The organism is Rhizobium sp. AQ_MP (genome assembly GCF_014237835.1).
GTDB lineage: Bacteria > Pseudomonadota > Alphaproteobacteria > Rhizobiales > Rhizobiaceae > Allorhizobium.
On the sequence record NZ_JACJVI010000002.1, the window covers coordinates 138,675 to 164,337 of the forward strand.

25 protein-coding genes are annotated in these 25,663 nt (G+C 63.3%); 4 read left to right on the forward strand and 21 right to left on the reverse strand.

Annotation, left to right across the window (positions count from 1 at the left end; translation table 11 throughout):
* Positions 1 to 2: 2 nt before the first annotated feature.
* The 11 genes from pufM to H6M51_RS03805 all read right to left on the reverse strand — a co-directional run bounded on the left by pufM (position 3) and on the right by H6M51_RS03805 (position 9,921).
* Complete coding sequence (gene pufM / locus H6M51_RS03755) at positions 3 to 968, reverse strand: photosynthetic reaction center subunit M (protein WP_185808558.1); 966 nt, start codon at positions 966 to 968, stop codon at positions 3 to 5.
* A 13-nt stretch (positions 969 to 981) separates the two neighbouring features.
* Complete coding sequence (gene pufL, locus H6M51_RS03760; protein WP_185808559.1) at positions 982 to 1,827, reverse strand: photosynthetic reaction center subunit L; 846 nt, start codon at positions 1,825 to 1,827, stop codon at positions 982 to 984.
* A gap of 103 nt (positions 1,828 to 1,930) precedes the next feature.
* Positions 1,931 to 2,128 carry a light-harvesting antenna LH1, alpha subunit gene (pufA, locus tag H6M51_RS03765; RefSeq protein ID WP_136537884.1) on the reverse strand — a complete coding sequence of 66 codons (198 nt, stop codon included), beginning with the start codon at positions 2,126 to 2,128 and terminating at the stop codon, positions 1,931 to 1,933.
* A gap of 11 nt (positions 2,129 to 2,139) precedes the next feature.
* The gene (gene pufB, locus H6M51_RS03770; RefSeq protein WP_006724822.1) at positions 2,140 to 2,361 is read right to left on the reverse strand and encodes a light-harvesting antenna LH1, beta subunit; all 222 of its coding nucleotides are present in this window, start codon (positions 2,359 to 2,361) and stop codon (positions 2,140 to 2,142) included.
* Positions 2,362 to 2,476: 115 nt separating this feature from the next.
* Complete coding sequence (locus tag H6M51_RS03775) at positions 2,477 to 2,710, reverse strand: hypothetical protein (RefSeq protein WP_185808560.1); 234 nt, start codon at positions 2,708 to 2,710, stop codon at positions 2,477 to 2,479.
* Between the two features lie 44 nt (positions 2,711 to 2,754).
* The gene (bchZ, locus tag H6M51_RS03780; protein WP_185808561.1) at positions 2,755 to 4,206 is read right to left on the reverse strand and encodes a chlorophyllide a reductase subunit Z; all 1,452 of its coding nucleotides are present in this window, start codon (positions 4,204 to 4,206) and stop codon (positions 2,755 to 2,757) included.
* Entirely contained in the window at positions 4,200 to 5,783 is a 1,584-nt protein-coding gene (gene bchY, locus H6M51_RS03785; RefSeq protein ID WP_185808562.1) for a chlorophyllide a reductase subunit Y, read from the reverse strand. Before bchY ends, bchZ begins: the two co-directional genes overlap by 7 nt.
* 15 nt (positions 5,784 to 5,798) lie before the next feature.
* Complete coding sequence (locus H6M51_RS03790) at positions 5,799 to 6,806, reverse strand: chlorophyllide a reductase iron protein subunit X (protein WP_185808563.1); 1,008 nt, start codon at positions 6,804 to 6,806, stop codon at positions 5,799 to 5,801.
* The gene (gene bchC, locus H6M51_RS03795; protein ID WP_185808564.1) at positions 6,803 to 7,741 is read right to left on the reverse strand and encodes a chlorophyll synthesis pathway protein BchC; all 939 of its coding nucleotides are present in this window, start codon (positions 7,739 to 7,741) and stop codon (positions 6,803 to 6,805) included. The genes H6M51_RS03790 and bchC overlap by 4 nt, the downstream gene beginning before the upstream one ends.
* Positions 7,742 to 7,853: 112 nt before the next feature.
* The gene (locus H6M51_RS03800; RefSeq protein ID WP_246780390.1) at positions 7,854 to 9,008 is read right to left on the reverse strand and encodes a methyltransferase; all 1,155 of its coding nucleotides are present in this window, start codon (positions 9,006 to 9,008) and stop codon (positions 7,854 to 7,856) included.
* Between the two features lie 46 nt (positions 9,009 to 9,054).
* Positions 9,055 to 9,921, reverse strand: a complete 867-nt coding sequence (locus tag H6M51_RS03805; RefSeq protein ID WP_185808566.1) for a polyprenyl synthetase family protein — start codon at positions 9,919 to 9,921, stop codon at positions 9,055 to 9,057.
* A 109-nt stretch (positions 9,922 to 10,030) separates the two neighbouring features.
* On the opposite strand from H6M51_RS03805, the gene crtD reads away from it, so the two are divergent.
* Positions 10,031 to 11,605 (forward strand): 1-hydroxycarotenoid 3,4-desaturase CrtD, encoded by a 1,575-nt coding sequence (gene crtD / locus H6M51_RS03810; protein ID WP_185808567.1) that lies wholly within the window; start codon positions 10,031 to 10,033, stop codon positions 11,603 to 11,605.
* Positions 11,602 to 12,453: a carotenoid 1,2-hydratase gene (locus tag H6M51_RS03815; RefSeq protein ID WP_185808568.1), complete on the forward strand. Its 852-nt coding sequence runs from the start codon at positions 11,602 to 11,604 to the stop codon at positions 12,451 to 12,453. Before crtD ends, H6M51_RS03815 begins: the two co-directional genes overlap by 4 nt.
* Here the strand turns inward: H6M51_RS03815 and H6M51_RS03820 are convergent.
* From H6M51_RS03820 to H6M51_RS03865, 10 genes are all read right to left on the reverse strand, one after another.
* Positions 12,450 to 12,617, reverse strand: coding sequence for a hypothetical protein (locus H6M51_RS03820; RefSeq protein WP_185808569.1), 168 nt, complete (start codon positions 12,615 to 12,617; stop codon positions 12,450 to 12,452). The two genes, H6M51_RS03815 and H6M51_RS03820, sit on opposite strands and share 4 nt — an antisense overlap.
* A complete protein-coding gene (locus H6M51_RS03825; RefSeq protein ID WP_185808570.1) occupies positions 12,610 to 13,779 on the reverse strand; it encodes a phytoene/squalene synthase family protein in 1,170 nt (389 codons plus the stop codon). Before H6M51_RS03825 ends, H6M51_RS03820 begins: the two co-directional genes overlap by 8 nt.
* Positions 13,776 to 15,347, reverse strand: coding sequence for a phytoene desaturase (locus tag H6M51_RS03830; protein ID WP_185808571.1), 1,572 nt, complete (start codon positions 15,345 to 15,347; stop codon positions 13,776 to 13,778). The genes H6M51_RS03825 and H6M51_RS03830 overlap by 4 nt, the downstream gene beginning before the upstream one ends.
* Positions 15,344 to 16,255, reverse strand: coding sequence for an alpha/beta fold hydrolase BchO (gene bchO / locus H6M51_RS03835; protein ID WP_185808572.1), 912 nt, complete (start codon positions 16,253 to 16,255; stop codon positions 15,344 to 15,346). The genes H6M51_RS03830 and bchO overlap by 4 nt, the downstream gene beginning before the upstream one ends.
* The gene (locus tag H6M51_RS03840) at positions 16,252 to 18,078 is read right to left on the reverse strand and encodes a VWA domain-containing protein (RefSeq protein WP_185808573.1); all 1,827 of its coding nucleotides are present in this window, start codon (positions 18,076 to 18,078) and stop codon (positions 16,252 to 16,254) included. Before H6M51_RS03840 ends, bchO begins: the two co-directional genes overlap by 4 nt.
* A complete protein-coding gene (bchI, locus tag H6M51_RS03845; protein WP_185808574.1) occupies positions 18,071 to 19,108 on the reverse strand; it encodes a magnesium chelatase ATPase subunit I in 1,038 nt (345 codons plus the stop codon). Before bchI ends, H6M51_RS03840 begins: the two co-directional genes overlap by 8 nt.
* A gap of 139 nt (positions 19,109 to 19,247) precedes the next feature.
* Positions 19,248 to 22,436: an efflux RND transporter permease subunit gene (locus H6M51_RS03850; protein WP_185808929.1), complete on the reverse strand. Its 3,189-nt coding sequence runs from the start codon at positions 22,434 to 22,436 to the stop codon at positions 19,248 to 19,250.
* A 53-nt stretch (positions 22,437 to 22,489) separates the two neighbouring features.
* Positions 22,490 to 23,467, reverse strand: coding sequence for an efflux RND transporter periplasmic adaptor subunit (locus H6M51_RS03855; protein WP_185808575.1), 978 nt, complete (start codon positions 23,465 to 23,467; stop codon positions 22,490 to 22,492).
* 11 nt (positions 23,468 to 23,478) lie between these two features.
* Positions 23,479 to 23,679 (reverse strand): DUF2892 domain-containing protein, encoded by a 201-nt coding sequence (locus tag H6M51_RS03860; protein WP_185808576.1) that lies wholly within the window; start codon positions 23,677 to 23,679, stop codon positions 23,479 to 23,481.
* A gap of 101 nt (positions 23,680 to 23,780) precedes the next feature.
* On the reverse strand, positions 23,781 to 24,098 hold the full coding sequence (locus H6M51_RS03865; RefSeq protein ID WP_185808577.1) for a helix-turn-helix transcriptional regulator: 318 nt from the start codon (positions 24,096 to 24,098) through the stop codon (positions 23,781 to 23,783).
* Positions 24,099 to 24,223: 125 nt separating this feature from the next.
* On the opposite strand from H6M51_RS03865, the gene H6M51_RS03870 reads away from it, so the two are divergent.
* Both H6M51_RS03870 and H6M51_RS03875 read left to right on the forward strand, forming a co-directional pair.
* Positions 24,224 to 24,559, forward strand: a complete 336-nt coding sequence (locus H6M51_RS03870) for a TIGR01244 family sulfur transferase (RefSeq protein WP_185808578.1) — start codon at positions 24,224 to 24,226, stop codon at positions 24,557 to 24,559.
* A gap of 114 nt (positions 24,560 to 24,673) precedes the next feature.
* Positions 24,674 to 25,561: a MarR family transcriptional regulator gene (locus tag H6M51_RS03875; RefSeq protein ID WP_185808579.1), complete on the forward strand. Its 888-nt coding sequence runs from the start codon at positions 24,674 to 24,676 to the stop codon at positions 25,559 to 25,561.
* Positions 25,562 to 25,663 lie beyond the last annotated feature (102 nt).

The window sequence follows — 25,663 nt, forward strand, 5'->3', positions numbered from 1 at the left end:
CCTTAAAGCGCCGGGTCGACGACGCCGGGATAGCCCGGCAGCGGGGAGACGATCCCGTGGTTGATGCCCCAGAGGTACCAGTTGTCGACGACGGTGCCCGTGAGCAGGATGCCGATGCCGCCGGTAATGGGCGTGAGGATTGCGAACCACCAGGCCCAGCGGTGGACCGATTCCATCGTGGCGTTGAAGCCCATGGTCCAGCGCCAGAAGAGAGCCGCGCGTTCAGAGGCCGTGCCACGATCGGTGATCTGTTCCAGCTCGCGCTCGCCGCCATACTTGCCGACGGCGAGAATGGTCGCACCATGCATGGCAAACAACAGGACCGAGCCGTAGAGAAAGACGATCGAGAGGCAGTGGAAGGGATTGTAGTAGAGATTGCCGTAGCGGATCGAGAAGGCGGCGGTCCAGTCGAGATGCGGGAAGATGCCGAAGGGCACCGCTTCCGCGAAATTGCCCATCAGAAGCGGACGAATGAAGCCCAGTACCAGGAAGAGCCAGATTGCGGCGGCAAAGGCCCAGGCAACGTGGGTGCCCATTTCAAGCTGACGTGCCCGGCGATAGACGCGGACCCACCAGAGCAGAATGGATGTCGTCAGGAAAAAGCCGGCGATCAGCCACCAGCCACCTTCGGCGAGCGGTGGCAGCACTTTCAGACCATATTGTGCAGGTGGCGGTTCCAGACCCAGCCAGAAGAGCTGGCGGACGAACTGGATCGGATCCCAGCCGACCGAGGCCAGCATGTTGAGGCCGATGATCTCGAATGCGATGAAGCCGAAAACCAGCGACAGGGTACCGAGCCAGCCGAGATAGATCGGGCCGATCTGGGCGTTGCCTATGATGCCGAACAGCCGGACAAAAAACGGCTTGCCGGTGCGCGGGCTGTCGCCTGCGGGAAGGGGCATGCCCTCTTCCGGTGGGCCGCTGACCTGGATCGGCGTGATGATGTTTTGATACTGCGCTAAGAACATGGTCCGATCCCCCTCAATTCCAGATCGGCAGCGTGAGCCACCAGTTCCACCATTGCGGCCAGCCCTGATTCCAGAACGGTCCGCTGATGACGATGCAGACGGCGCTCCAGAAGCCCGCGTTCAGCGCCAGGATGAGGCCGAGGCGGTGGATGCCCAGCGTGCCGATCGAGTAGCCGATGATGTCGCGGAAGAATGTGTCTTCGTATTCCGGCGTCTTCACCTCGGCCTGTTTGCCGGCTTCAGTGATCGACGCGCCCGGATTGGCGGCGGACAGGATCAGGCCGCCATGCAGGGACAGCGCCAGCGTCGTGGTGAAGAAGAAGGTCACCGCGATCATATGCGCCGGATTGTAATGGAAGTGCAGGTATTGGTAGCCGACGTTCGAGACCCAGTCGAGGTGGCTGAAGATGCCGTAGGGGAACCCATGGCCCCAGGCGCCGAGCAGCAACGGACGGAAGACGACGAGCGTCGCATAGGCGAAGATGGCGAAGGAAAAGGCAACTGGCACGTGATAGCCCATGCCGAGCTTTCGGCAGATTTCCACCTCGCGCAGCGCCCAGGAAATGAAGGCGCCGAGTGCGCAGACGGTGACGATCTGCCAGAGCCCGCCTTCCTTCAGCGGCGCGAGCGCCAGGCCGTAGGACAGATCGGGTGGCGCGATCGAAATGCGCCAGATGTTCCAGGTCGGACCGATCGCCGCGCCGTAGATCAGCAGGGCCGTTCCGAGAATTGCGAAGAATGCTGTCGTGACGCCGAAGAAGCCCACATAGAAGGGCCCCACCCAGAAATCAAAGAGATCGCCTCCGAGCAGCGTCCCGCCTCGTACGCGATATTTGCGTTCAAAACTCAGCAGCGCCATGTTCGTTTCCTCCAGAGGTAATCAGCCAGGTGGCGATGTCGGGTCGTGCAGGATTGGCGGCGGGCGAAACCTTGTGGGCTGCGCCCGCTGCCGTCTTGGGTTTTCAGCCGATCAGCCTGAGATCCACGCCTTCAGAGATGGAATGCTCGATGGAACTGGTGGTGAGGGGCTTGCCCTCCAGCCAGTTGAAGCGTTCCGTGCTCAGCAGGATGAAGTGGATCAGGATGGCGAGGGTGAAAAGGAACACAGACAGTGCGACCAGCGCCTTGCGCGGATCGAACATAAGCCAGATTCTCCACATATCACGCCTCCTCAGGTCAACATCGGCAGAAGCGTGAGAGCCGTCTGGTTAATGCCCTCGAGAGAGCTGTAACCTTCCGGACCCGGGATCCAGGGACGCCACATCCAGACCAAGATATGCGCGACGATGGCAATCGCCGTGAATATCATGAAGCCTTGGATAAAGAATCCATGGACCTCGCGCGCTTCGCTTTCGGTCAGACCCGAAAGTGAAACATTTGATGTCTCAGCCATCAAATTCACCTCCTAGTCTCGAACACCGCGGCGCCCCCGCGGCGGGGTTTCGGAAGGTCTTGTTACGGACCTGCCGGGTTCTGCCGGTGTCGAGAACACCAGCAAAGGGATCGGGTCACGCGTGGAATGCGTAACCGGCAGCTGCATAGGCCGCGGACCGGGCCTCGGCGAAAACGGATTGTGCCGGGTGCTGGGTCGTGTCCCCGGCATGACCTGTGAGGCGCGACGCCACGGCCGCGAACAGGCAGAGCGGATAGAGGAGCAGATAGAGACGCCGCATGTTCTGGCGCTCGGACTGGCGGTCGCGGGTGCGACTTGAGGTCTGATCGGATCGGGCTGCAGTGATCATGGCTTCACCTCCAATGGTCCCTTCAAGGGGTCTCGTTCCGGCACTCATGCATAGGCTCCCTCAAGGCGGGCGGCCGTCTCGACATGATGGCGGGTCACTTCGTGGTCATCGGTCCGGCGTGCCTCGCGTTCCGCCGCTTCCCTGAGCCGCTTGGCGGCGGAGATGCGGACGAGCACGGGCTCGTTGCCGATGAAGGTTTCGAGCGATGCCTGGGCATCGGATTGCCAGGCCATCTCGCTGCGCGGACGGGCTGTCGTCGCCTCGATCGCGTCGAGCTCGCCTGCGCGGGGCAGGATGTCGAACAGCATGTCGAAGAGTGCGTTGCATACCTCCTGGATCAGCCAGGCCGCACCCGAATATCCCATGACCGGCGTGCCGGGATGGCGGCGGACGATGGCGCCGGGATAAGAAAGCTGCACGAACTTGCCGCGGGCGCCGCGCTCGGCCATGTACATACGCTCGTTGAACGAGCCGAACATGATCATCGGCGGCTTCTTGGCGGTGAGGTCCGCAACCTCGATATTGTCGGTCTTCGAGCCAGCCTTGCGCGGGATGGCGAAGTTGCAGGGCAGGCCCATTTCTTCCTCGAGGAAGTTGCGGATGCCGCGCACATAGGTCTCGTTGGCGACGATCGCGAAGCTTGCGGTCGCAAAGAAATCCTGGGTGACCGAGCGCCAGAGATCCCAAAGCGGCTTCAGCGTCGTGTGCTTCTCCCTGAGTATGAAGGGCTCCGGATCGAGACCCAGCACGCCCCCCAGTTCACGCAGGAAGGCGGTCGTCGAATGCATGCCGATCGGTGCCTGCAGATAAGGGCGGTCGAGCGTTTCACACAGAAGCCGGCCGAATTCGCGATAGAGGCAGATATTGGCGTCGGCATCGGCGAGTTTGCGCACGTCTTCCAGATGGCTGCCCAGCGGGAAGACCATGTTGATCTCTGCGCCGAGACCTTCGACGAGCCGGCGGATCTCGGCGAGATCGGAAGGCAAGTTGTAGGTGCCGTAGATCGGACCGATGATGTTGACGCGGGGTTTTGCGCCTTCCGGACGGCGGCGCGGTGCCGGCACCTTGCCGCCCTTCGGACCGAATTCGGTCCAGAGCCATTTCAGCGCGCGATCAGCGCTCTGCCACTGGTCTTCGTCTATGGTGCGCGGCAGGAAGCGAACGATGTTGGAGCCTTCCGGTGTCACGCCACCGCCGATCATCTCAGCGATCGAGCCGGTGACAACGACGGCCGGCAGGTCCGGGTCGAGTGCGAGGCGGGCCCGCTTCATCGCGCCTTCGGTGCCGTGCTGGCCCAGTTCGTCTTCCGAGAGGCCAGAGACGACGATCGGTAGTTCATGCGGGGGAAGCGCATCCGTGTAATGCAGGACCGAGGTGACGGGCAGGTTTTCGCAGCCCACCGGGCCGTCGATGATCACCTGCAGCCCCTTGATCGCGGTAAAGGCATAGACGCTGCCCCAGTAACCGCCGGCTCTGTCGTGGTCGAGGATCAGCATCCGACACTCTCCCCATTGTCGACGGCGTTGCGGGACTGCTTGACCTTGGCGGCAAACTTCTTGCGATAGGCGCTGCGGTCTTCGGGCACATTCTCCCAGATGCCGGCGCCGTCGCCAGAGCCGACACCTTCGAAGAAGGCGTTCATGGCGAGGAAGCGGTCCTTGTTGCCGATCGCGGCGTTGATCACGGCTGGCAGCGATGCGACGCCGGCCGGACCCATCAGGGGACGGGCAGAAATCAGATTGGTGAAGTAGAGGGCGGGGGTGGCGCTCTCCTTCGCCTTCTGCACCACGGGTGTCGTGCCGATGGCGAGATCCGGCTTGAACTCCTGGAAGGCGGCGAGGTCCTGTTCCAGCGAGGCGCGGAAGCGCAGTTCCACGCCATGGGCTGCCAGCCAGTCGGCATCCTCGCTGTTGTAAGGCGTTTTCGGACAGGCCGTGCCGACATAACGCAGGTCTGCGCCGAGCTCGACCAGAAGACGGGCAACGAGGAGTTCTGAACCCTCATAGCCCGAGAGCGTGATGCGGCCATTGATGCGATGTTCGGCAAGGGCAGCCTTGATCGCAGCGCGCATGGCGTTGCGGCTGATATTGGTTTTCTCCGGGGCGACGCCACAGCTGTCGCCAATCGCCTTCAGCCAGGAATCGGTTCCGTCGACTCCAACCGGTGCCGAGCCGATGATGGGCCGACCGGCGGCCTGGAATTCCCGGATGCTTGCCGTGTAGAAGGGATGGATCGCGGCGACTGCGGCACAGTCAAGTGCGGCATAAAGCTCGCGCCATTCGCGGACAGGCACCGTCGGGCCGGCAGCAAGCCCCATGGGCTCCAGCATGCCGCCGATGACAACCGGGTCGACCGGGAACATTTCGCCGAGCAGGGTGACCGTCGGCCTGTCCTTCAACCCGCCACGGGGGCGCTGGACCGGGCCTTCGCCGATTTCCTGGCGGGCATAGGCGAGCATGGCGCCCGAAAGCACATCCTTGGCTTCCGCGTGGGTCGGGACCCCGAAGCCGGGAACATCGATGCCAACGATCCGCACCCCGTCGATCTCGCGCGGCAGCATCTTGAGAGGCACGCCCGAGGCGGTGGGCACACAGAGGTTGGTGACCACGACGGCATCGAACTTTGCCGGATCCGCCATCTGGTGCACGGCCTCGACGATGTCCTCGTAGAGCTTGCCGGTGACCAGCGTTTCCGAGCTGAAGGGCACATAGCCGACGGAGCGCTTGGCGCCATAGAAATGCGAGGTGAAGGTCAGACCGTAGACGCAGCAGGCGGAGCCGGAGAGGATCGTGCCGACGCGGCGCATGCGAAGCCCAACGCGCAAGGAGCCGAAGGCGGGGCACATGGATTGCGGCTGATCATGCGGGCCCTTGGGATAGTCCGCCTCGAAGCGGTCCATCAATTCGCCCTGGCCTGCCGCGCGGGCCGCAGCCTTGGAAAGCTCGACGCCGCCATGGCAGCCGATGCCGTTTGTGTCAGGGGCCGCTGCGTCGCCAAGGACGGCGGCATCGTTGCCGACGGGAGCGGTCCCGCCGGCATCGTCCAGCTCATAATCCTTGCGCAGGTCATCCATTGTATTCACCCGATTTCACACGTTGTCGTAGACGACTTCCAGCGACGGCCGCTTCAGTGCGCCGGTGGCGCACATGTCTTCCGGCAGGGCTGGCTGGAGTTTGTAGTCGGCGCCAGTTTCGCTGGCGTCGAAGAGGCCGAGCAGGCCGTCCTGGTCGAGCGGTCGGGGGAGAACCGGTGGGGCTTCTGCAAGATTGATGGAGAGCGCTTCAAAGAGCGGACCCCACTGGCTGTCATGGGTGCCGATGATCTGGTAGTTGGCACTCTTGCGGCGGATGTCTTCATGCTGCGGGATCGAGGCCAGAACCGGGATGCCAACGGCCTCGGCAAAGGCCTGGGCTTCGCCCGTGCCGTCGTCCTTGTTGATGACCAGACCGGCGACGCCGACGTTGCCGCCGAGATTGCGGAAGTATTTCACCGCCGAGCAGACGTTGTTGGCGACATAAAGCGACTGCAGGTCATTGGAACCGACAACGACGACCTTCTGGCACATGTCGCGGGCGATCGGCAGGCCGAAGCCGCCGCAGACGACGTCGCCGAGGAAGTCGAGCAGGACATAATCGAAATCCCATTCGTGGAAGCCGAGCTTCTCAAGCGTTTCGAAGCCATGGATGATGCCGCGCCCGCCGCAACCGCGTCCGACTTCCGGTCCGCCGAGCTCCATGGCGAAGACACCGTCACGCTTGAAGCAGACGTCGGAGATCGAGACCTCCTGGCCTGCTTCCTTGCGGCGCGAGGCCGTCTGGATGATGGTCGGGCAGGCGCGGCCGCCGAAGAGCAAGGAGGTCGTGTCGCTCTTCGGATCGCAGCCGATCAGGAGAACCTTCTTGCCGAGTTGGGCCAGCATGTAAGAGAGATTGGCGAGCGTGAAGCTCTTGCCGATGCCGCCCTTGCCGTAGATCGCGATGATCTGCGTTTCCTTGGTGACCTTGCCGGTGGCCGGCGCATCGGGTTCAATTGCGGCTTCGTCACGGAGGTTTTCCTGCAGGCGCTCCAGTCCGTCTTGTGCGAGGTCGAGGCTCATGCGGCATTCCTCCAGTCAATGATCATTTTCAGGCAGTCTGGGTCGTTGAAGGCTGTCCGGTAGGCGGACACCGCATCCTTGGGATGCGCATGGTGCGTAATGAGGCCATCGAGAGAGAGGCGACCACTCTCGACGAGTGCGAGAACGGCTGCGACGTCCACCGGCGTGAATTCTGCGGCGATGGCGATGCAAGCTTCCTTCATGAAGGCTGCCGGGAAAGCGAAGTCGACCCGCTCTCCATAGAAGCCTGCGAGGATGAGATCGCCACGGCGGTTCAATCGTCCGATCGCCTTGTCGATGACGGTGGCGTCGCCGCTGGCGTCGATGATGACGTCATGGCGCAGGTCGCGCTCAGTGTCAGGGGATGTGACCACATAGCCCCTCGCGCCGGTGCGGCGGGCGTCGCGCGTTTCCCAGACAACCGGCGGCGGATTGCCGTTGGCGAGAATGATGCGCGCGATCAGGCGTCCGAGGACACCGTGGCCGATGACGAGGGATGCCGTGCGAGACGAACGACAGACCGCGTGATGGGCAGTTGCGGCCAGCGCCAGCAGGGCTGCGTCTTCTGCCTGTTGAAAATGGGTCTGCACGGTACGGGCGCCGGGTACGACGAGCAGGGAAGCGCTGGCGCCGAACAGTCCGGCAGCATCCGTGTAGCAGTTTGCGCCGGGGACGAAGACTTGGTCGCCGATCGAGCGACCTGACGCAGGGCCGGCTTCGACCACTACACCCACGGTCTCGTATCCCGGGACGAGCGGATAACGCATGCCTGGGAAGGCCGGCATGGTGCCTTCGTAGAGCATCTTCTCGGTTCCGCTGGATACGCCGCTGAAGCGCGACTCGACCACCACGTCCGATGCCTCGGGCGAATTCAGCGCCAAATGCCTGACGGCAAGCGTTCCCGGTTTTTCGAAGACGATGGCTGCACTGCGCATTGTCGTGCCCTCCCCGGACACGGGATGCCTTCTGCTCCCAATGTCATCTTAAGATTACGCATCAGAGTGTCAATCTATATTTACACAAATGAGTGTCCAGAACGGGTGTGATTCACCGTTCTGCGACCACCAATGTCACCAGAAGCGGGTTTGTCGTGGTCATTTGCCTGGAATTGCGGAAGCCGCACTGCGTCAGCAGGGCGATGATTTCCTGTGGGGAGCGGCAGCGGCCAGAGCCCATGGCGGCGAAATAGGCCGTGAAATAGAGAGCTGCGAGATTGGCGCCCTCGCTTTCGCCGGCCATGGCTTCGGCGACGAGGAGGCGGGTCCCGGAGGGCAGCGAGTCACGCAGGTTCGAAAGGATCTGAACGACCCGGTCGTCGTCATGGTCGCAGAGAATTCGGATGAGCGTGACGCAGTCGTTGCCGGCCGGTATCTCATCCCTGGTGAAATCGCCGCCGTGGAGTTGCGCTCGATGCAGCATGCCTTTCCCATCGAGATGCCTGCGCGCCAGCTCGCTCACGACGGGCAGATCAAAGAGGGCAAGCTCAACGGTGGGATGCCTGGCGCCCAATGCCGCGAGAAAGGCCCCTTCGCCGCCACCGATATCAAGGACGGACCGGAACCGGCTGAAATCGAAGGAGGATAGAATGCAGTCGGCGAGCATGGCCTGGCTTTCGCGCATCAGCGCGGAATAGGGAGCCGCTTCCTCGTTGCCGAGCGCTGAGGGCTCATTGCCCCGGACATAGGCCCAATAGCGGCGGAGTTCTGTTTCCCCGCGCGCGCCGCTCCAGAAAGCGCGGGCGTCGGCGAGGTCGCGATAGAACATGTCGTGGTGGCGGATCATCTCGCGCAGTCCGCTGTCTGCGGCAAGCACGGTGCCTGCATCGGTCAGCATCCAGAGCTCCGGCGCGACCCGTGTGACGAGGTCAAGGCGCCTTGCCTGTTCCAGAAGCCGTCGCATTTCCTCCGGTGGAACGCTGCAGCGTGTGGCGAGCGTGGATGTCGAGAGGGCCCGGCCTGCGAGCGTCTCGAACAGGCTGAGGCTCACGCAGGCCGACAGGATCTGCGTATGCACGAAGCCGGAGGTCAGGCGGAACAAATGGTTCGCCTTGCGATTGGAGATCGCCCGCAGGAGCGGCAGGCGCGAGACGATCGAGCGAAAGCGGGGCGACGCAATCTGGCGGTTTCGCCAGAGCCGCAGTCTGATCTTCAGGGCCTGGAATGCACCAGGCTCGCGCAGCGGCAGGTCCGTCGAGACGGTCAAGCTCGGCCTTGCCGGCAAGCCTTGTCCGCTGCCGGTATCCATGGTGTCAGGCTGCGCTGGTTGCGAGCGTCTTCGGCATCAGCCGTGTCGCTTCGTTACGGATCATCGCGCGGAAGCCTTCGGCTCCAGGGCAATCGGGAACGCTGTCCACCGCCTCCGTCACCAGACGTTTCAGCCGGACGAGCGCCGCTTCCAGGCCGATGCTGGCGACGATGTTCGGTTTTCCGTTGCGGCTGTCCTGGCCAGCTGGCTTGCCCGCTTCCGACTGGCCGACCGCGTCATAGAGATCATCCGCCACCTGATAGGCGGCGCCCAGCGCGTCAGCGAGCACCAGCCAGTCGCGCGGGTTGCCCCCGGCCGCGATCGCTCCTGTCGAAACGGCACCGCTGAACAGCGAGGCGGTCTTTGCGCGATGATAGGCGGCGATATTGATTTCCGGTTCGCTCTCCCAAGCTTGACCGGCAACCAGTCCGTAAGGCGTGCCGACGGCGTTTGCGATCGTGGCAATCAACGGTGCCGTCAGCAGCGGGGTGCCTTGCGTTTCGCGGGCGACCGTCTCGAAGGCGGCAATGATCAAGCCGTCACCTACCAGCAAAGCGATCTCTTCGCCGAACTGCGCATGCACGCTCGGCGCGCCGCGACGGGTCATGGCGTTGTCGAAGCAGGGCATGTCGTCATGCACCAGCGAGGCACAGTGCAGGAGTTCGATTGCGACGGCGGCGCTGTCGGCGGCAAGGGGTTCGCGGTCGCCGCAAGCAGCGGCGACCGCGAGGCAGAGGCGAGGCCTTATGCGCGCACCACCGGGAAATACTGCATGCCGCAGAGCTTTCGCCAGGATGGGCGGACATCCGTTGGCGGTTGCATAACGCATTGCACGCTGCATGCCGGCTTCTATGCGCTCGGGGAAATCCATAAGGCTCACCTCCAGAGAATGCGCAGTTGTAAAATGTTCACAACTCAATAATGTGTAAATTCAGATTGACACATTGATCCCGTAAGTCAACTGGCCATAGGAGAGGATCGTGCCCGTTTCGTCCGATGACGCCGTGGTGGTGATCGGTGCCGGCATGGCAGGACTTGCCGCGGCCATCAGGCTTGCCTCGGCAGGCTACCGCGTTGTCGTCTGCGAGGCGCATGCGGAAGGCGGCGGGAAAATGCGGCGCGTCGAGGTCGGTGGCCAGGACTTCGATGCGGGCCCGACAGTGCTAGCGATGAAATGGGTGTTCGAGGCACTGTTTGCGGCTGCCGGACGACAGCTTGACGATGAACTGACGCTTTTCCCTTCCTCGGTCATCGCAAGGCACTACTGGCGCGGTGGCGCATGCCTCGATCTGCATGCAGACCAGACGGAAAGCATGCGTGCGATTGCCGATTTCGCCGGTCGACGGGAGGCGGATGGCTATCGCCGTTTTGCTGCGGACAGCCGCCGAGTCTATGAGGTGCTCAAGGGCAGCTTCATCGACGCGTCGCGTCCCAATCCTGTGTCTTTGTCTCGGCGCATCGGTCGCCCTGGCGATCTCTTCGCGATCAAGCCTTTCGCCACGCTCTGGTCAGCGCTCGGAGGCTATTTTGCCGATATCAGGCTGCGTCAGCTCTTTGCACGATATGCGACCTATTGCGGTTCCTCGCCCTATCTTTCACCGGCCACACTGATGCTCGTCGCACATGTCGAGCAGGAGGGGGTCTGGATGATCAAGGGCGGCATTCGGGCACTCGCGGCGCGGCTGGAGAAGCTCGCGGTCTCGCTCGGCGTGGAGTTCCGCTACGGCGATGCCGTCACCGAGATTGCAGTGGATCCGTCGCGGCGGGCCGTCTCTGCGATCCTGACCCGCTCCGGGCGACAGATCCCGGCCCGTCAGGTCATCTATAACGGTGATGTCGCGGCTTTGCCGCGGCTATTGGGTCTCGCCTCCGGCAACCAGAAGGGGGAGGGCCAGCGCTCGCTTTCTGCCGTGGTTTCCTGCCGGCTGGCAGAGCCGCAGGGCGTGCCGCTTGCGCATCACACCGTGTTCTTCTCCGATGATTACCAGGGCGAATTCGACGCGATCTTTTCGCGCGGCCAGCCGCCGGCGGACCCGACGGTCTATCTGTGCGCCCAGGATCGCGATGCTGCCGGGTATCTTGCTCACGGGGGCAACGGCCCGGAGCGCATCTACGCGCTCATGAACATGCCGGCCAATGGCGATCGGCACCGTCTCGACGAAAGCGAGGTCAGTACATGTCTGAAGAGCATGGATATGAGGCTCGCGATGAACGGTCTCACCCTGTCGAACCACCCCGAGCCACCGAACATCACGACACCGGATCGCTTCGCGGGTCTCTATCCGGGGACGGGCGGGGCGCTTTACGGGGTGGCCTCGCACGGCTGGATGGCGTCCTTTGCCCGACCGGGATCGCAGGGGCCGGTTCCGGGGCTTTATCTCGCGGGCGGCAGCGTGCATCCGGGGCCGGGCCTGCCGATGGCAGCGATCTCGGGCCGGCTCGCGGCCGAAAGGTTGATGGCGGACCGGCCTTTGACAAGACGGTCCCGTCCGGCGGCTATCACTGGTGGTATGTCGACGGAACAAGCGACTGCGGACGTTTCGCCTTCACCGTGATCGCCTTCATCGGCTCTGTCTTCTCGCCCTACTACCATTGGTCCGGAAGGCGCGATCCGACCAATCATGTGGCCTTCAATGTGGCGCTCTACGGGCCGGACGGCCATGCCTGGGCGATGACCGAGCGCGGGCGTGGGGCACTCGGCCGCGATCGCTCCAGACTGCAGATCGGCCGCTCTTCGATCCGCTTCGACGGCACGGGTTTTGTCATCGCCTTCGATGAGACCTTTCTGCCGTGGCCGGGACAACGGCTTCTGCCCAGGCGCATGCGCGGCCAGATCGAACTGACTCCTGCCTTCCTCGGCGATCAGACCTATGCGCTCGATCCTGAGGCGCGGCACATCTGGCAGCCCGTCGCGCCAGCCGGTCGGGTCAGCCTCACCTGTGACCATCTGGCCGGTGGTGGCTGGGTCGGGCAGGGCTATCACGACATGAACTTCGGCAGCCGGCCCCTGGAGGCCGACTTTGCCGGTTGGGACTGGGCGCGTGGCGAGACGACGGATGGCCGTCCGATCCTGCTTTACGATTCAATTCTTTCAAACGGCGCGAACAGCCGTTTTGGGCTGACCTATTCCACGAGCGGTGCGGCCCTGGAATTCGATCCGCCGAAGCGGCAGGTTTTGAAGCGTGGCTTCTGGGGCGTTGGCGGCGGCATCGCCTGTGACGACGAGGCAAAGCCCGTTCTGCGGGATCCTTATGAGGATACACCCTTTTATCGCCGCTCGCTGGTCGAGACGGAGATCGGCGGCGACCGGGTCGTCATGATGCATGAGACGCTGGACTGCCGGCGGCTCGCCATGCCGATCGTCAGGCTGATGCTGCCCTTTCGCATGCCACGCAAGGGTTAGCCGGTTTTCACGTCGTCGTCTGGTTGCAGCCGCTGGGCTTCCCGCTTCCGGGCTTCGGCCTTAGCCTTTTCCTTCTTCAGGTCGCGCATCTGCCAGACATAGAAGGCAATCGCCAGGCTGAAGACGAAGATCGCTTCGATGATGCCGAAATAGTTCTCAAGCAAGACTTGCCACCTTTTCTCGCGCCGCCTCACGGCGTCTGCGGGTCTCAAGCCGCGCATCTGCATGGAGGCGCAGAAGGATGTCGGTGACCCGCCCGACGGCCGTTTCGGGGCGGATATTGGTCGCGAGCGCGTTTCCGGCAAGGCGGCTTTCCAGCTGCATGCCGCTCAGCGTCACCAGGTCGCGGGCGGCTGGATCGGTCCCGGCATGCAGATCCCGCACGGAGGTTGCCTTCCAGCGGTCGTCGTCCCGGCGGGCACGGATCAGCAGGCCGAGTTTCGTGCCAAGCCCGGTCGTCGCCCGAAGGGTCACGCTGTCATAGCCATTGGCGGCAATGCCCGCACCGATCGCCTCATAGACCAGGGCTGCCGTGCGGATCGCATGGCGGCAGGGCTTCGGCAGGCTGCGAATGCCGGCATGGCCGAGCCGGTAATGCCGCGCGGCTTCCTCCAGCAGGCGTTTGACCACGAGGCCGAGTGCCGGTGTGTGGCGCGGATCGCGCAGAAGGGCGTCCGCGTCGATGCCCTGTTCGGCGAGCCAGTCGAGTGGCAGGTAGAGGCGGCCGTTGCGCGCGTCTTCCCCGACATCGCGAGCGATATTGGTGAGCTGCATGGCAATGCCGAGATCGGCTGCACGGGCGAGCGCGGCACGGTCGCTGACGCCCATCACCGATGCCATCATCAGGCCGACACTTGCGGCGACACAGGTCGCATAGGATTTCACGTCATCGATCGTCTGGTGGCGGCGCCCCTCGAGGTCCATGGCGAAGCCGTCGAGCAGGGCGTCTACGACCGGCTTTGGTATCGCATGATCATGCACGACGCGGGCGAAGGCCCGGTCGCAGGCAAAAGCGGCGGGATCGCCTTGATAGATGAGGTCGAGGCGTTCGCGCAGGCGCAGGAGCGCCGGCATGCCACTGCGGGGATCGTCGATCAGATCGTCGGAATGGCGGCAAAAGGCATAGAGCGCGCGGGCCGCCTTCCGGGTCTCGCTGGGCAGGAGAAGCGAGGCGAGATGAAAGGATTTCGAACCGCGACGGATGGCGGCCGAACAGGCTTTCTGGTCCTCGAAGTCGCCCGAAAAGCCATAGTTCACCAGGATCGGCCGGCGAGCCAGAGGACGGGCGAGCAGGCTGTCGACGGCGGTGCTGTCGGGAAGGGTCATGGACGCGTCTCCCGTGTCTGATGATGCCAGGTCTCGGCCAGAATGCTGGCCGGATCCGGCACCAGATCGGCGACGATGCGGGCCGAGGTGACGACGCCGGGCAGACCTGCACCCGGATGGGTGCCCGCTCCACAGAGATAGAGGTTGTCGAGTTCCTCGCTTCTGTTGTGCGGGCGGAACCAGGCGCTCTGAAAGAGCTTGGGTTCCAGCGCAAAGGCGGCTCCCTGCCAGGAGAGCAGGCGATCCCGGAAATCGAGTGGCGTGGCAATCCGCGAAGTGACGATGTGGCGGGAGAGATCCGGCAGCACGGTTTCTTCCAGGCGCTTCTCGACCTTCCGGCGATATCCTTCGGCGGCTTCGGTCCAGTCTGTTCCGCTCTCAAGATTGGGGACCGGGCTCAGCACATAGAAGGCGTCGCAGCCGGGTGGCGCGAGCGATGGATCGCTTGCCGTCGGGCGATGCAGATAGAGGCTGAAATCCTCCGCCAGCCGATGATTGCGGAAGATGTCGTCGAGCAGGCCGCGATAGCGCGGCCCAAACAGCATGGTGTGGTGCAGGACGTCGTCATAGCGTCTGTCTGTGCCGAAGTACCAGACGAAGAGGCTCATGGAGTAGTCGCCCCTTGCCAGCTTGGCATCGGTCCAGCGGCGGCGGGGATAGGCCTTCAGAAGCTTGCCATAGGTGGTGGCCGGATCGGCATTGGAGATGACGATGTCGGCGGTAATGCGTTCGCCCGTTGCGAGGCGCACGCCGGTCGCACGGCGCCCTTCCGTCTCGATGTCCGTCACGGTTTCCTGCAGCCTGATGCGACCGCCGTTTCGGGTGACAAGCGAGGCAATGCCGCGCACCAGGGCGTTGGTACCGCCGATGGCATGGTGCACGCCGTATTTGCCTTCGAGATGCGCAATCAGGCAGTAGAAGGAGGTCGCCGAGTAGGGGTTGCCGCCGATCAGCAGCGGGTGGAAGGAAAACAGCGTCCTCAGCTTGTCGCTTCGGAAGTGCTTGGACACGACCGAATAGACCGAGCGATAGCCACCGAGCCGGACAAGCCCGGCCAGCGTCTTTGCGGTGAACAGCAGGCTGTGGAACGGCTTGTGCGCCAGCTGCTCGAAGGCGACTTCGTAGATCCGGCGGCTCTCGTCGAGGAAGCTGCGATAGCCCGCGACATCCCGCGGTTCGATGCGCTTGATCTGGGCTTCCATGTCGGCCCGGTCGCCGGAATAGTCGAACACGGTGCCATCGTCGAAACGCACGCGGTAGAAAGGCGTGTTTGGCCTCAGGTCCACGTCGTCGCTCAACTCGCTGCCGCAGTCGCGCCAGAGCTTTTCGAAGAGCCAGGGGGCGGTGACGATGGTCGGGCCGGCATCGAAGGTGAAGCCGTCCTGCCGATGCGCATAGGCGCGGCCACCGGGCTCGTCCAGCGGGTCGAGGATCGTGACGCGGTAGCCCTTGGCGCCGAGCAGGGCGCCGGTGGAAAGCCCGCCGACGCCGGCGCCGATGACCACCGCATGGGGTCGGGTGTCGATGGGATCAGGTCTTGGTTTGGCAAAGCGGCCTGCAATGTTCATGCTGCATCCGCTCCATCGGGTCTCTTCTGTTCACCGATTGCCTCGTCGAACCAGCGGGCGACGTCGGCGGTACGGCATTCATGCAGCAGGTGACCGCCGCGTTCTGTCAGCACAAGGCGGCTGCCGGCTGCCTGCCGTGCGGCATGCGCCGAGTTCTCAATCGGCACCATGGGATCATCCTTCGCCGCGATCAGCGTCATGGGGAAGGGCAGGCGCTGCAGCGTAGCGTCGAAACGCTGGAGATCCCAGGCCGCCATCATGCCGAGCGCGCCCCGGACATGGGCCGGGGAGGCAAGCAGCATGCGATAGATCGCCCGGCCCTCCGCATCGATATCCGAGCCGGTCGCGCTGAGCAGATTGCCGCCAAGCGGCGTCACACGCGACATCAGCGAAAACATCGATGCCGAAAAGGGGTTGGCGAAGAGGGCCTTGGCGAGCGGCGAGAACAGCGCATTGCCCTTGATCGGCAGGAAGGCCCCGTTGATGCCGATCACATGGCGAGGAACGGCGCTCGCATGGCTGGCTGCCAGCGTTACGGCAATCGCGGCACCGGCGGAATGGCCAACCACGATAGCCGGGCAACGGTCGATCTCGCGCAGCAGTTCCGTCAGGCTGCGGACCATGCCAGGCAGCGACAGATCGACAGGCTCGCGCGGACGGGTAAAGCCATGGCCGGGCAGGTCCGGCGCCACCACGCGGAAGCGGCTGGCCAAAAGGGGCAGCAAATGTCGCCAGGAGTGGGAGGCGGCGCCTGTGCCATGCAAAAGCAGGATCAGCGGGGCATCCTCGGGCCCCGAAATCTGGACATGCCAGTGGCAGGACGCCGTCGCGATGAAACGGCTCGCGCTCCGGTTTGGCCAGGTGCGGCCATCCGTTTCCCAATCCAGCCTGTCGCGACCGCTCATCATGCATGGGCCTCCTGCATGGAGAGATCGACGAGATGCGAAACACGCGCCGAATCGGCCCGGCGCAGGACATGCAGATCGGCCCCCAGCAGACGAGATAGGTTTGTCACGCTGTCGCGCGGGCGCCGGGCGATGTCGATGCAGATCGTCTTGAACTCGCGCATCCGGCAGTTTGCCGCCAGCCGCTCCAGTTCCTGCCCTGCAACCAAGCGATCCGGCGTGCCATCGAGCGCGATATTGCCGCTGCCATCGGTCAGAAGAACGAGGATCGGCGTGCTGCCGCGCCGCTCGACCGAGATTGCCAGCTCGAGACCGGCTTTGAGCCCGGCTGCCAGCGGGGTCGGGCCGCCGCCCGGAAGGGCTGCGAGCTTGCGCTTGGCAGCCGTCAGCGAGCGGGTGGGGGCCAGCAGGAGTTCGGCCCCGGTGCCGCGGAAGGCGACGAGCGCCACTTCGTCACGGCGGATATAGCAGCGGGCAAGCAGGCTTTCGATCGCGCCCTTCGTCTCGCCAAGCCGCTCCAGCGCGGTGGAGCCCGAGGCGTCGACAATGAAGATGGCCGTCGAGGGTGCCGCATGGCGCAGCCGGATATAGCGGAAATCATCGCGGGTGATGAAGGCACGCGGAGCGTCTGATGGTCCGCTAACTGGCGCGCTCAAGGTCGCGCGCTGGGCGGCCCTGATGCGCTGGAAGGGTGCGGCCGCTCGTAGCGTCGCGACGATATCGGGCCGTGCCTGCGGATGCGGGGGGCTAAGGCCAATACCAAAGGGCCGACCACGACGCGCATTCTTGCTCAGGCTGCCGGATTTGCCCGCCGAACCGGCACAACGCGTAGGGCGCTGTGATATCGTGAGCCAGGGATCGGCAGCCAGCGCACCGGATTGAACGGCTGTCAGCATTTCTGTCAGCGTGTCGAGCTGGGTCGGCTGCGTCTGCTCGGTCGCGCTTTCCGGCTCGTCGATGTCGCCGGAGGCCGGCTGATTGTCCTGCGCATCGTCCGGTGGCGGCGGAGGCGGTGGGTCGTCGGCGCTGGTCTCGGTTGCGTCCGCCTGGGGGGCAAGACGCAGGCCGAGGCAAAGCCTAAGGGCAGTCAGCGCGTCGGCTTCTTCCACATTTGCGCGGCCGTCATGCAAGGCGAGCAGCCGTGCGGTGCGTGCGAGATGCGCCAGGATGCGCGGCGAGCGATGGCCCGATAGCTCGGAGAGGGAGGCGAGACCCTTCAGCAACCGGTCGTCGATAATGACCTTGCGCCAACTGGCGTCTTTGGCTGCAATTTGCAGCGGCTGGTCGGAGGCATCTTTCACATGATGCCAGCCGATGCCGTCGAGATCGACCCGGAGCGCGAGCCGGTCGCCGAGTGTGCTGGAGAGTGCGGCTTCGTCATCGAGGGACTCGTCGATGGCGATCAGCAGGAAGCCGTTCCGCGACGGTTGATCCATGGCGCTAGCGACCATGGCGGCGAGTGCCGGGTCGAGACGCTCGGCCATCGGGACGAGCAGAACGCCGCCTTCTGCCGAGGTCAGCAGACCCTGCTGGCGCTGCAAGCTTCCCTTGGCCGCCGTTGCAGCGATGTCGACCCCGCCGATCAGGTTGGCAACAGAGCTTCCGGGCGGCAGCCGTGTCCAGCGGATATCCGGACCGAGCCGGGCCTGGAGCCTTGAGAGGAAGTGATCCCGCACACCGCCGGATCTTGCCTTCAGCCAGAGGCCGCCGATCGAGGGACCGCCGAGGACGAGCAGTTCGATGCTGAGCAAGGCATCGGCCCACAATTCCGCGCCCCTTTGATCGAGGGCCTGTTCGAAGGCGTCGTGGGGGCCGAGCTCAGCCATGGCCGAGACCGGCGTCGAGGGTGGCGAGCGCGCGCTCCACCCTCGGTGTCGAGCCCGCATCGTCGAGCGGATCGCGCCGCAGGCGGTGGCAGAGCACCATCGGCGCAATGTCGGAAACGTCGTCCCAGGTGACCAGCTTGCGGCCGGCAAGGGCGGCTGCCGCGCGACTGGCGCGCATCAGGGTCAGTTCGCCGCGCATGCCGTCGATGCCAAGCCGCAGACAGAGCTGCGACATGCGCATCACCACATGATCCGGTATCTCGACCTGGCGCAGGATCTTGCGGGCGGATACCACATGCCGCCCGATCGCGGCATCGCGCTTGGCCCAGAGCGCACAGAAGGCTGCCGGATCGGTTTCATAGGCATCCCGGCGGCGGATGACGTCGATGCGCTGTTCGAGGTCTTCGATCGTGCGCACCTCGACCGACAGGCCGAAGCGGTCCAGCAATTGCGGGCGCAGATCGCCTTCCTCAGGATTGCCGCTGCCGACCAGCACGAAACGGGCGGAATGGCGGATGCTCAGGCCTTCCCGCTCGACGACATTGACGCCGGAGGCTGCCGCATCGAGCAGGAGGTCGACCAGATGGTCTTCGAGCAGATTGATCTCGTCGATATAGAGGAAGCCCCTGTTCGCGGCTGCCAGCAGTCCTGGTTCGAAGTGTTTTTCGCCAGCGACGAGCGCCTTTTCGATGTCGAGCGAACCGCAGACGCGGTCTTCCGTTGCTCCCAGCGGCAGGTCGATCATCGGTGCCCGGTGCTTGACGAGCGGCGGCGGCTTCTGGCCGGTTGCCGGATTACAGACGGGGCAGGCGGATTGCGGTTCTGCCGGCAGGCAGTTGTAGCGGCAGCCGACACGGGTCTCGATCGGTGGAAGAAGCTCGGTGAGGGCGCGCACAGCGGTCGATTTTCCCGTGCCGCGGTCGCCAAAAATCAGGACGCCACCCAATAGAGGTTCGACCGCAGCCATCAGGAGGGCCTTCTTCATGTCCTCCTGCGCGACGATGGCGGCGAATGGGAATGGTTGGGCCATGGGTCCCGCCTCAGCTTGAGTGTCAAATTAAGTTTACACTTTTTGGTGTCCCTTTGAAGAGGAAAAGTCGAGAATCTTCCGACCAATAAAAATGGCCGCGCTTGCGGCGCGGCCATGTGTCTTCGTGATGTTCGTTCGGTCAGGTCCTCAACACCCGATAGATGGCCGGAATGACAAGAACCGTCAGCAGGGTTGAGGAGATCAGGCCAAAGAGCAGCGAGATGGCCAGCCCCTGGAAGATCGGGTCGGTCAGGATCACCGCTGCACCGATGATGGCGGCGAGCGCCGTCAGCAGGATCGGTTTGAAGCGGATCGCACCAGCCTCAATCAGAACGTCGGTCAATGCTCGGCCTCCCTGATCGGCATGGCGGATGAAATCGACCAGCAGGATCGAGTTGCGGACGATGATGCCCGCGAGTGCGATGAAGCCGATCATCGACGTTGCCGAGAAGGGCGCGCCGAACAGCCAGTGGCCGCCGAGGATGCCGATGAAGGTGAGCGGCACGGGCGTCAGGATGACCAGCGGCACCTTGAACGAGCCGAACTGGGCGACGACAAGGATGTAGATGCCCAGCAGCGCGATCATGAAGGCTGCACCCATGTCGCGGAAGGTGACCCAGGTGACTTCCCATTCTCCATCCCAGAGCAGGGTGGCCTGATCTTCATCGGTCGGCTGGCCGTGAAGCGAAATCACCGGCTTCGGCAGGCCTGTCCAGTCCTGCGCGTCGATCGCCTCCTGGACGGCAAGCATGCCGTATAGCGGGGCTTCGAAGTCGCCGGCGAGTTCGGCTGTCACCATTTCGGCGTTGATGCCGTTGTGACGGAAGATCGGCACTGAGGTCTTTTCGTCGACGACGCGCACGACGTCGCCGAGCTCGACGACACCCTTGTCACCGGGCAAGACATTGGCCGGCATCGGTGTCGAGAGGAAGCGCTCGTCGATTACCTTCTCGCCCTTGGCACGCTCCAGCCGGATCGGGATCGGCGGACGCCCTTCGCCGCGATGGGAATAGCCGATCGTCTTGCCGTTCGAGAGGATGGCGATCGTGTCGAAGACATCGCCTTCCTCGACCCGGTAGAATTCCGCGTCGTCGGTGGAGATCACCAGCCGCTTGCGCGGGGCCTCGACGCCATAGGAATTGTCGACATCGACGATGAAGGGCACCGAGCGGAAGGCTGCTTCGACCTTGGCAGCGACGGCGCGGCGGATTTCCGGCGTCGGACCGTAGATTTCAGCCAACAGGGTTGCCATGACCGGCGGGCCCGGCGGGGGCTCGACGACCTTGAGGCTGGTACCCTCGGGCATTGCGATATCGGCGATCTGCTTGCGGATATCGAGGGCAATATCGTGGCTCGTGCGGTCGCGATCGCCCTTAGGCGTCAGGTTGATGGCAACGTCACCCTGATGAGGTGCTGCGCGCATATAGGCGTGGCGGACCAGGCCGTTGAAGTTGAAGGGTGCTGCGGTGCCGGCATGAGTCTGGACGGAAACCACTTCCAGCATGTCGAGGACCTTTCGTCCGACGGCCTGGGCGACCGCATCGGTCATCTCGACGGACGAGCCCTCGGGCAGGTCGATCGTGACCTGCAGCTCCGACTTGTTGTCGAAGGGCAGGAGCTTCACCGTGACATGCTTGGTGTAGAAGAGGCTGAGCGATCCGAGCGTCAGGATGCCGACCAGGATCAGGAAGACCCAGCTGCGGGTTTTCGTCGCCAGGATGGGGCGGGCGGTTGCCGCATACATCCGGCCCAGCATGCCGCCGGTCTCGTGATCGGCATGGGCATGCACGGGTGCGTTGCCAGCGACCTTCAGCATCAGCCAGGGGGTGACCATGACCGCGACGAAGAAGGAGAAGATCATCGCGGCGGAAGCATTCGCCGGGATCGGGCTCATATAGGGGCCCATCATGCCGGAGACGAAGAGCATCGGCAGGAGTGCGGCTACCACGGTGAGGGTTGCAACAATCGTCGGATTGCCGACTTCGGCGACAGCCTCGATGGCGCTGCGGCGGCGCGAGCGCTTGTCGCCCATGCCCCAGTGGCGGGCGATGTTCTCGATGACGACGATGGCGTCATCCACGAGGATGCCGATCGAGAAGATGAGCGCAAAGAGCGAGACGCGGTTCAGCGTGTAGCCCATCAGACGCGACGCAAAGAGCGTCAGCAGGATCGTCACGGGGATGACGATCGCCACGACAAGGGCTTCGCGGCGGCCGATCGAGATCCAGACCAGCGCGATGATCGAGACGGTCGCAAGCGCCAGGTGATAGAGGAGTTCATTCGCCTTTTCGTTGGCGGTTTCCCCGTAGTTGCGGGTCACCTCGACATGGATGTCCTCGGGGATCAGTTTGCCTTCAAGGGCTTCGACGCGCTCAAGGATTGTTTCGGCAACAACGACCGCGTTCGATCCGGCGCGCTTGGCGATGGCGAGCGTGACCGAAGGGACGCGCTCGATGGCATCGCCATCCTTTCGCACGGTAGAGACCCGGGCTTCGGTGGTATCGGTAACGAAATCAATCGTCGCGACATCGCGGACATAGACCGGACGACCATCGCGGGCGGTGAGCAGCAGATTGCCGATCTCGGCGGGCGTGGAAAGCGTTTCACCGGCGATCACATCGATCTGGCGACCACCTTCGCGAACCTGGGAGGCGGGCATGGCCGTGTTGGCCCCGCCGACCTTGCCGGCAAGCTGCTGCAGGGTGATGCCGTAGAGAGCGAGCTTTTCCGGCTGTGGCGAGATGCGGATGATCTCGTTGGTTTCGCCGACGACATAGGTCAGACCGACGTCCTCGACCTTGGCGATCTCGTTGCGGACTTCGCGCACGATCCGGGTCAGGTCGTTGGCGCCCACATGGCCGCTCGCATCCTTCGTCGGGGAGAAGGTGAGGGTGACGATCGCGACGTCGTCGATGCCGCGTCCGACCACCTTGGGTTCGGCGATGCCGACCGGGATGCGGTCGATATTGGCGCGCACCTTATCATGGACGCGCAGCACTGCGGCATCCGAGGAGGTGCCGACCAGGAAGCGGGCGGTGACCATGACCATGTTGTCCATGGACTGGGAGTAGATGTGCTCGACGCCGTTGATGCTCTTGACGATCGTTTCGAGCGGTTCGGTGATCAGCTTCTGGGCGTCATCGGCGCGCAGGCCAGGAGCCTGGACGATGATGTCGACCATGGGAACGGAGATCTGCGGCTCTTCCTCACGCGGCAGGGTGAGCAGTGCCACGAGCCCGAAGGCGAAGGCGGCGATCAGGAAAAGCGGTGTCAGCGGCGACTTGATGAAAGCGCGCGTGAGATTGCCGGCTATGCCCAGATTGGTCATCGGGGTGTCGTCGTCGGGCTCGCCAGCCCCCGGGGTGTTTTGATTGGGGTTTGTCATTTCGTCACCACGATATCGCCCACTGCAAGGCCGGACAGGATCTCGATCTGAGGCGCGCCCTCAAGCTCGATGGCTTCACCGGCGACCACGGCGCGTTCGACGATGGCTGCACCTTCCCGGACTGCGACGAAGTCGATGCCGGCGCGGTTGGTAAGGCTTGTCGCAGGCACCAGCAGAGCCTGACGCTCGCCCACGGGCAGTTCGACCAGAACGCGGGCTGCAACGAAGTCGGTATCGAGACCCTCGACCTCGACATCAGCCGTCACACGACCACCTTCGATCTGCGGATAGATTTTCACGAGTTCGCCCTCAAGCTTTTTGCCTGCGGCCTCAATGCGGATCGGTGTGCCCTGGGTGAGTTCGTGGGCGTGGCGTTCGGGGATCGCGAGCCGCAGGAAAAAGCCGCCGCCGGCGATGGTGGCAACTGATTCTCCGGCCATCACGACTGCGTCGCGGGTCACGGGAACGGCAATCACACGGCCGTCCGAGGGGGCGATCACTGCTCCTTCGGAGGCCTGCTGGACAAGAACCGAGCGCTGGGCTTCGGCCTGGCGGACCTGGTTGGTGATGACGTCGAGCTGGGTTCTGAGCTGATCGAGGCGCTGGGTGCTTGCCGCACCGCTGCGGACCAGGCGATCGGCGCGGTCGAGCTCGACCTCTGCATCCTTCATCGAGGCCTTGAGGCCCTGAAGCTGCGCATCGACGGCCTTGATCTGGAAGTCGATCTTGTCGTCCTTGACCTCGGCGATCACGTCGCCGGCCTTGACGATGTCACCCTCGGTGACGTCGAGCCGGACCAGGGTGCCGCCCAGCCGGGCGCGAGCGAGGATGCTGTTGCGCGGCTGGATCTGGCCATAGACCGCCTTCATCTCCGGAATGCTGACCGTCGCGAGCTTCAGATCCGTCGCCTGGGCGGCCGTCAGTCCTCCGGTCGTCATGGCGGCGAACAGGGCGATGAAGGCGGATTTCTGCATGGTGAGGTTCCTCAGAATGCCGTGCCGGGACGCAGGCCCAGCTTGCGGAAAATCATGGCCGCCGGGCAGAAGCCGGTGAAGGCCGACTGGATCATGTTCACGCCGATGAAGGCTGTGAACCAGACGAAGCCCGGATGGACGAAATGGGTGAGCAGCAGGGACAGCAAGACCATGAAGCCAGCGAAGGCCAGGACGGCGCGTTCGATCGACATGCTTTTCTCCTTTAAGTTCATATCTACGATGATACGTATATATTAGGTAAAAGAATGTCAAGCCGTGGCAGCCTGCTCGGGCGCTACCCTAGAACATGATTTCAGACAACGCAGTCGGATGTCTTGCAGAAGCTGTTATACAGCGTGCCGATCACGGCACGCGCAGGTTCGCTCTCGATGCGGTACCAGATGGTCTGGCCGTCGCGTCGGCCGGCAATGATCTTTTCCCGGCGCAGCAGTGCCAGGTGCTGCGAAACTGTGCTGTCGCGAATCCCAAGGAATTCGGCCAGTTGTCCGACGGAATGCTCCCCATCGGCGAGCCGGCACAGGATCAGCAAACGGTAGCGATTGGACAGCGACTTCAGCAGTTCGCTGGCCATGTCGGCACCGGCTTTCATTTGCTCAGGGTCAATCTTCATAGATACGAATATATCGTAGAAATAATTGCTGACAAGTGTTGACTCGGATCCGGCGCGATTAATATATGAAATAGCATATGTATTTGACTGCCGCACGGCGGTCGTATGTCGCCGAAGGAGCGCTTATGAGCATTCGCAGCATCGATCCGAGCTTCCATGTGACCGGCCAGATCACGCCATCGCAATTGCCTGAAATCGCGGGCCTTGGATTCAGGACTGTTATCTGCATGCGGCCGGACAAGGAGGGGTTCTCGCAGCCTTCCTTCGATCAGATTGCCGAGGCTGCGCGAGGTGCAGGCATCGACGCACATTACATTCCGGTTGTTCCGGGTCAGATCTCTCTCGAGCAGGCGCAACGCCTCAAGGGTATTCTCTCCGGGCAAGCTGGGCCCATTCTCGCCTATTGCGCTTCCGGACAACGTTGCGCCGCTGCCTATGAAATGGCTAAGCGCGTGCCGTAGTGACAGATGCTATTTTTAAATGAGAACGTCTTGAATTAGAGATACTGCAAGATTTACCAATCGACGCCACGGTAGTTTTCGAATCCTATGGGCACCCTCTTGTGGAGCGGAGCCATGGATCAATTGCGTGTCCCATACAGCGGAAATCGGTTGCCTGTTCATCCGGGCATAGAAAAGCATTGCGAGCATCCGGTCTGGCAGACTGCTGTTCGCCTTATCAGTAATCCTGCGTTCGATGCGGCAATGCTCTGGTATTGCCGCAGAATGGTGGAGCAGAGCGCCTTCATGTGGCCCGCCAACAAGATTTTCGCTCAGAAGGTGCGCTATATCACCTGTTATACGCTGATTGGCCTCTCCGACCTCTACGAAAAACAATTGGGTCCTGCGCCCACCATGACGCTGCTCAAGTCCCTTGTTCCCGGAAGCGCGCGGCAGGTCAGCGATCTCATAGCGGGTTTGAGGGCGGGCGGATTTGTGCTTGCAGAACAGAATGCTGAGGACCGGCGCGAGATGAGGCTGCGGCCGAGCCCGGCGCTGGTCATGGAGATCGCGCGCTCGCCGCTCGCCTTTGTCGGTGCCGCGGCGATGCTTGAGCCGCATCAGCATCTTGAGGCCCTGATCGCAGATCCCCAGCGGGTCAGCGGAATGATCGGGCAGTCGATGGTCTCCGATCAGTCAATCGATATGCTGTTCACCCCGTTCGAGACGGTGGTGGACTTCACGGGCCGGGACAGTGGCTATCTGATGCTCTGTGCGCTCATGGGAGCGCATCTAGCCCAGGTGCTCGGAGAAAGCTGGACCCTGCCGCTGACCTACGATGCAATGGCCCAGCGCTTCAGGGTGTCTCGGCAGCATGTGGGCAACGTATTATCGATTGTGACCGCACCCGATCTGGTGACGCTTCAGGGCGGCCGTATCTTGGATGTTGATCCAGGCCTCTCAACCGAATTTTCCTGGTGGGGTGCTGGTCAGATGGCTCATTTCACCATGCTTGCCAGATGACGCATAAGGGGACACCGACAGATACGAATTCTCCAGGTTGATTTAGATATTCTTTAATTACTGTTGGGCTAATCTGATTTGGCGTGCAGAGCCCGTCTCTGT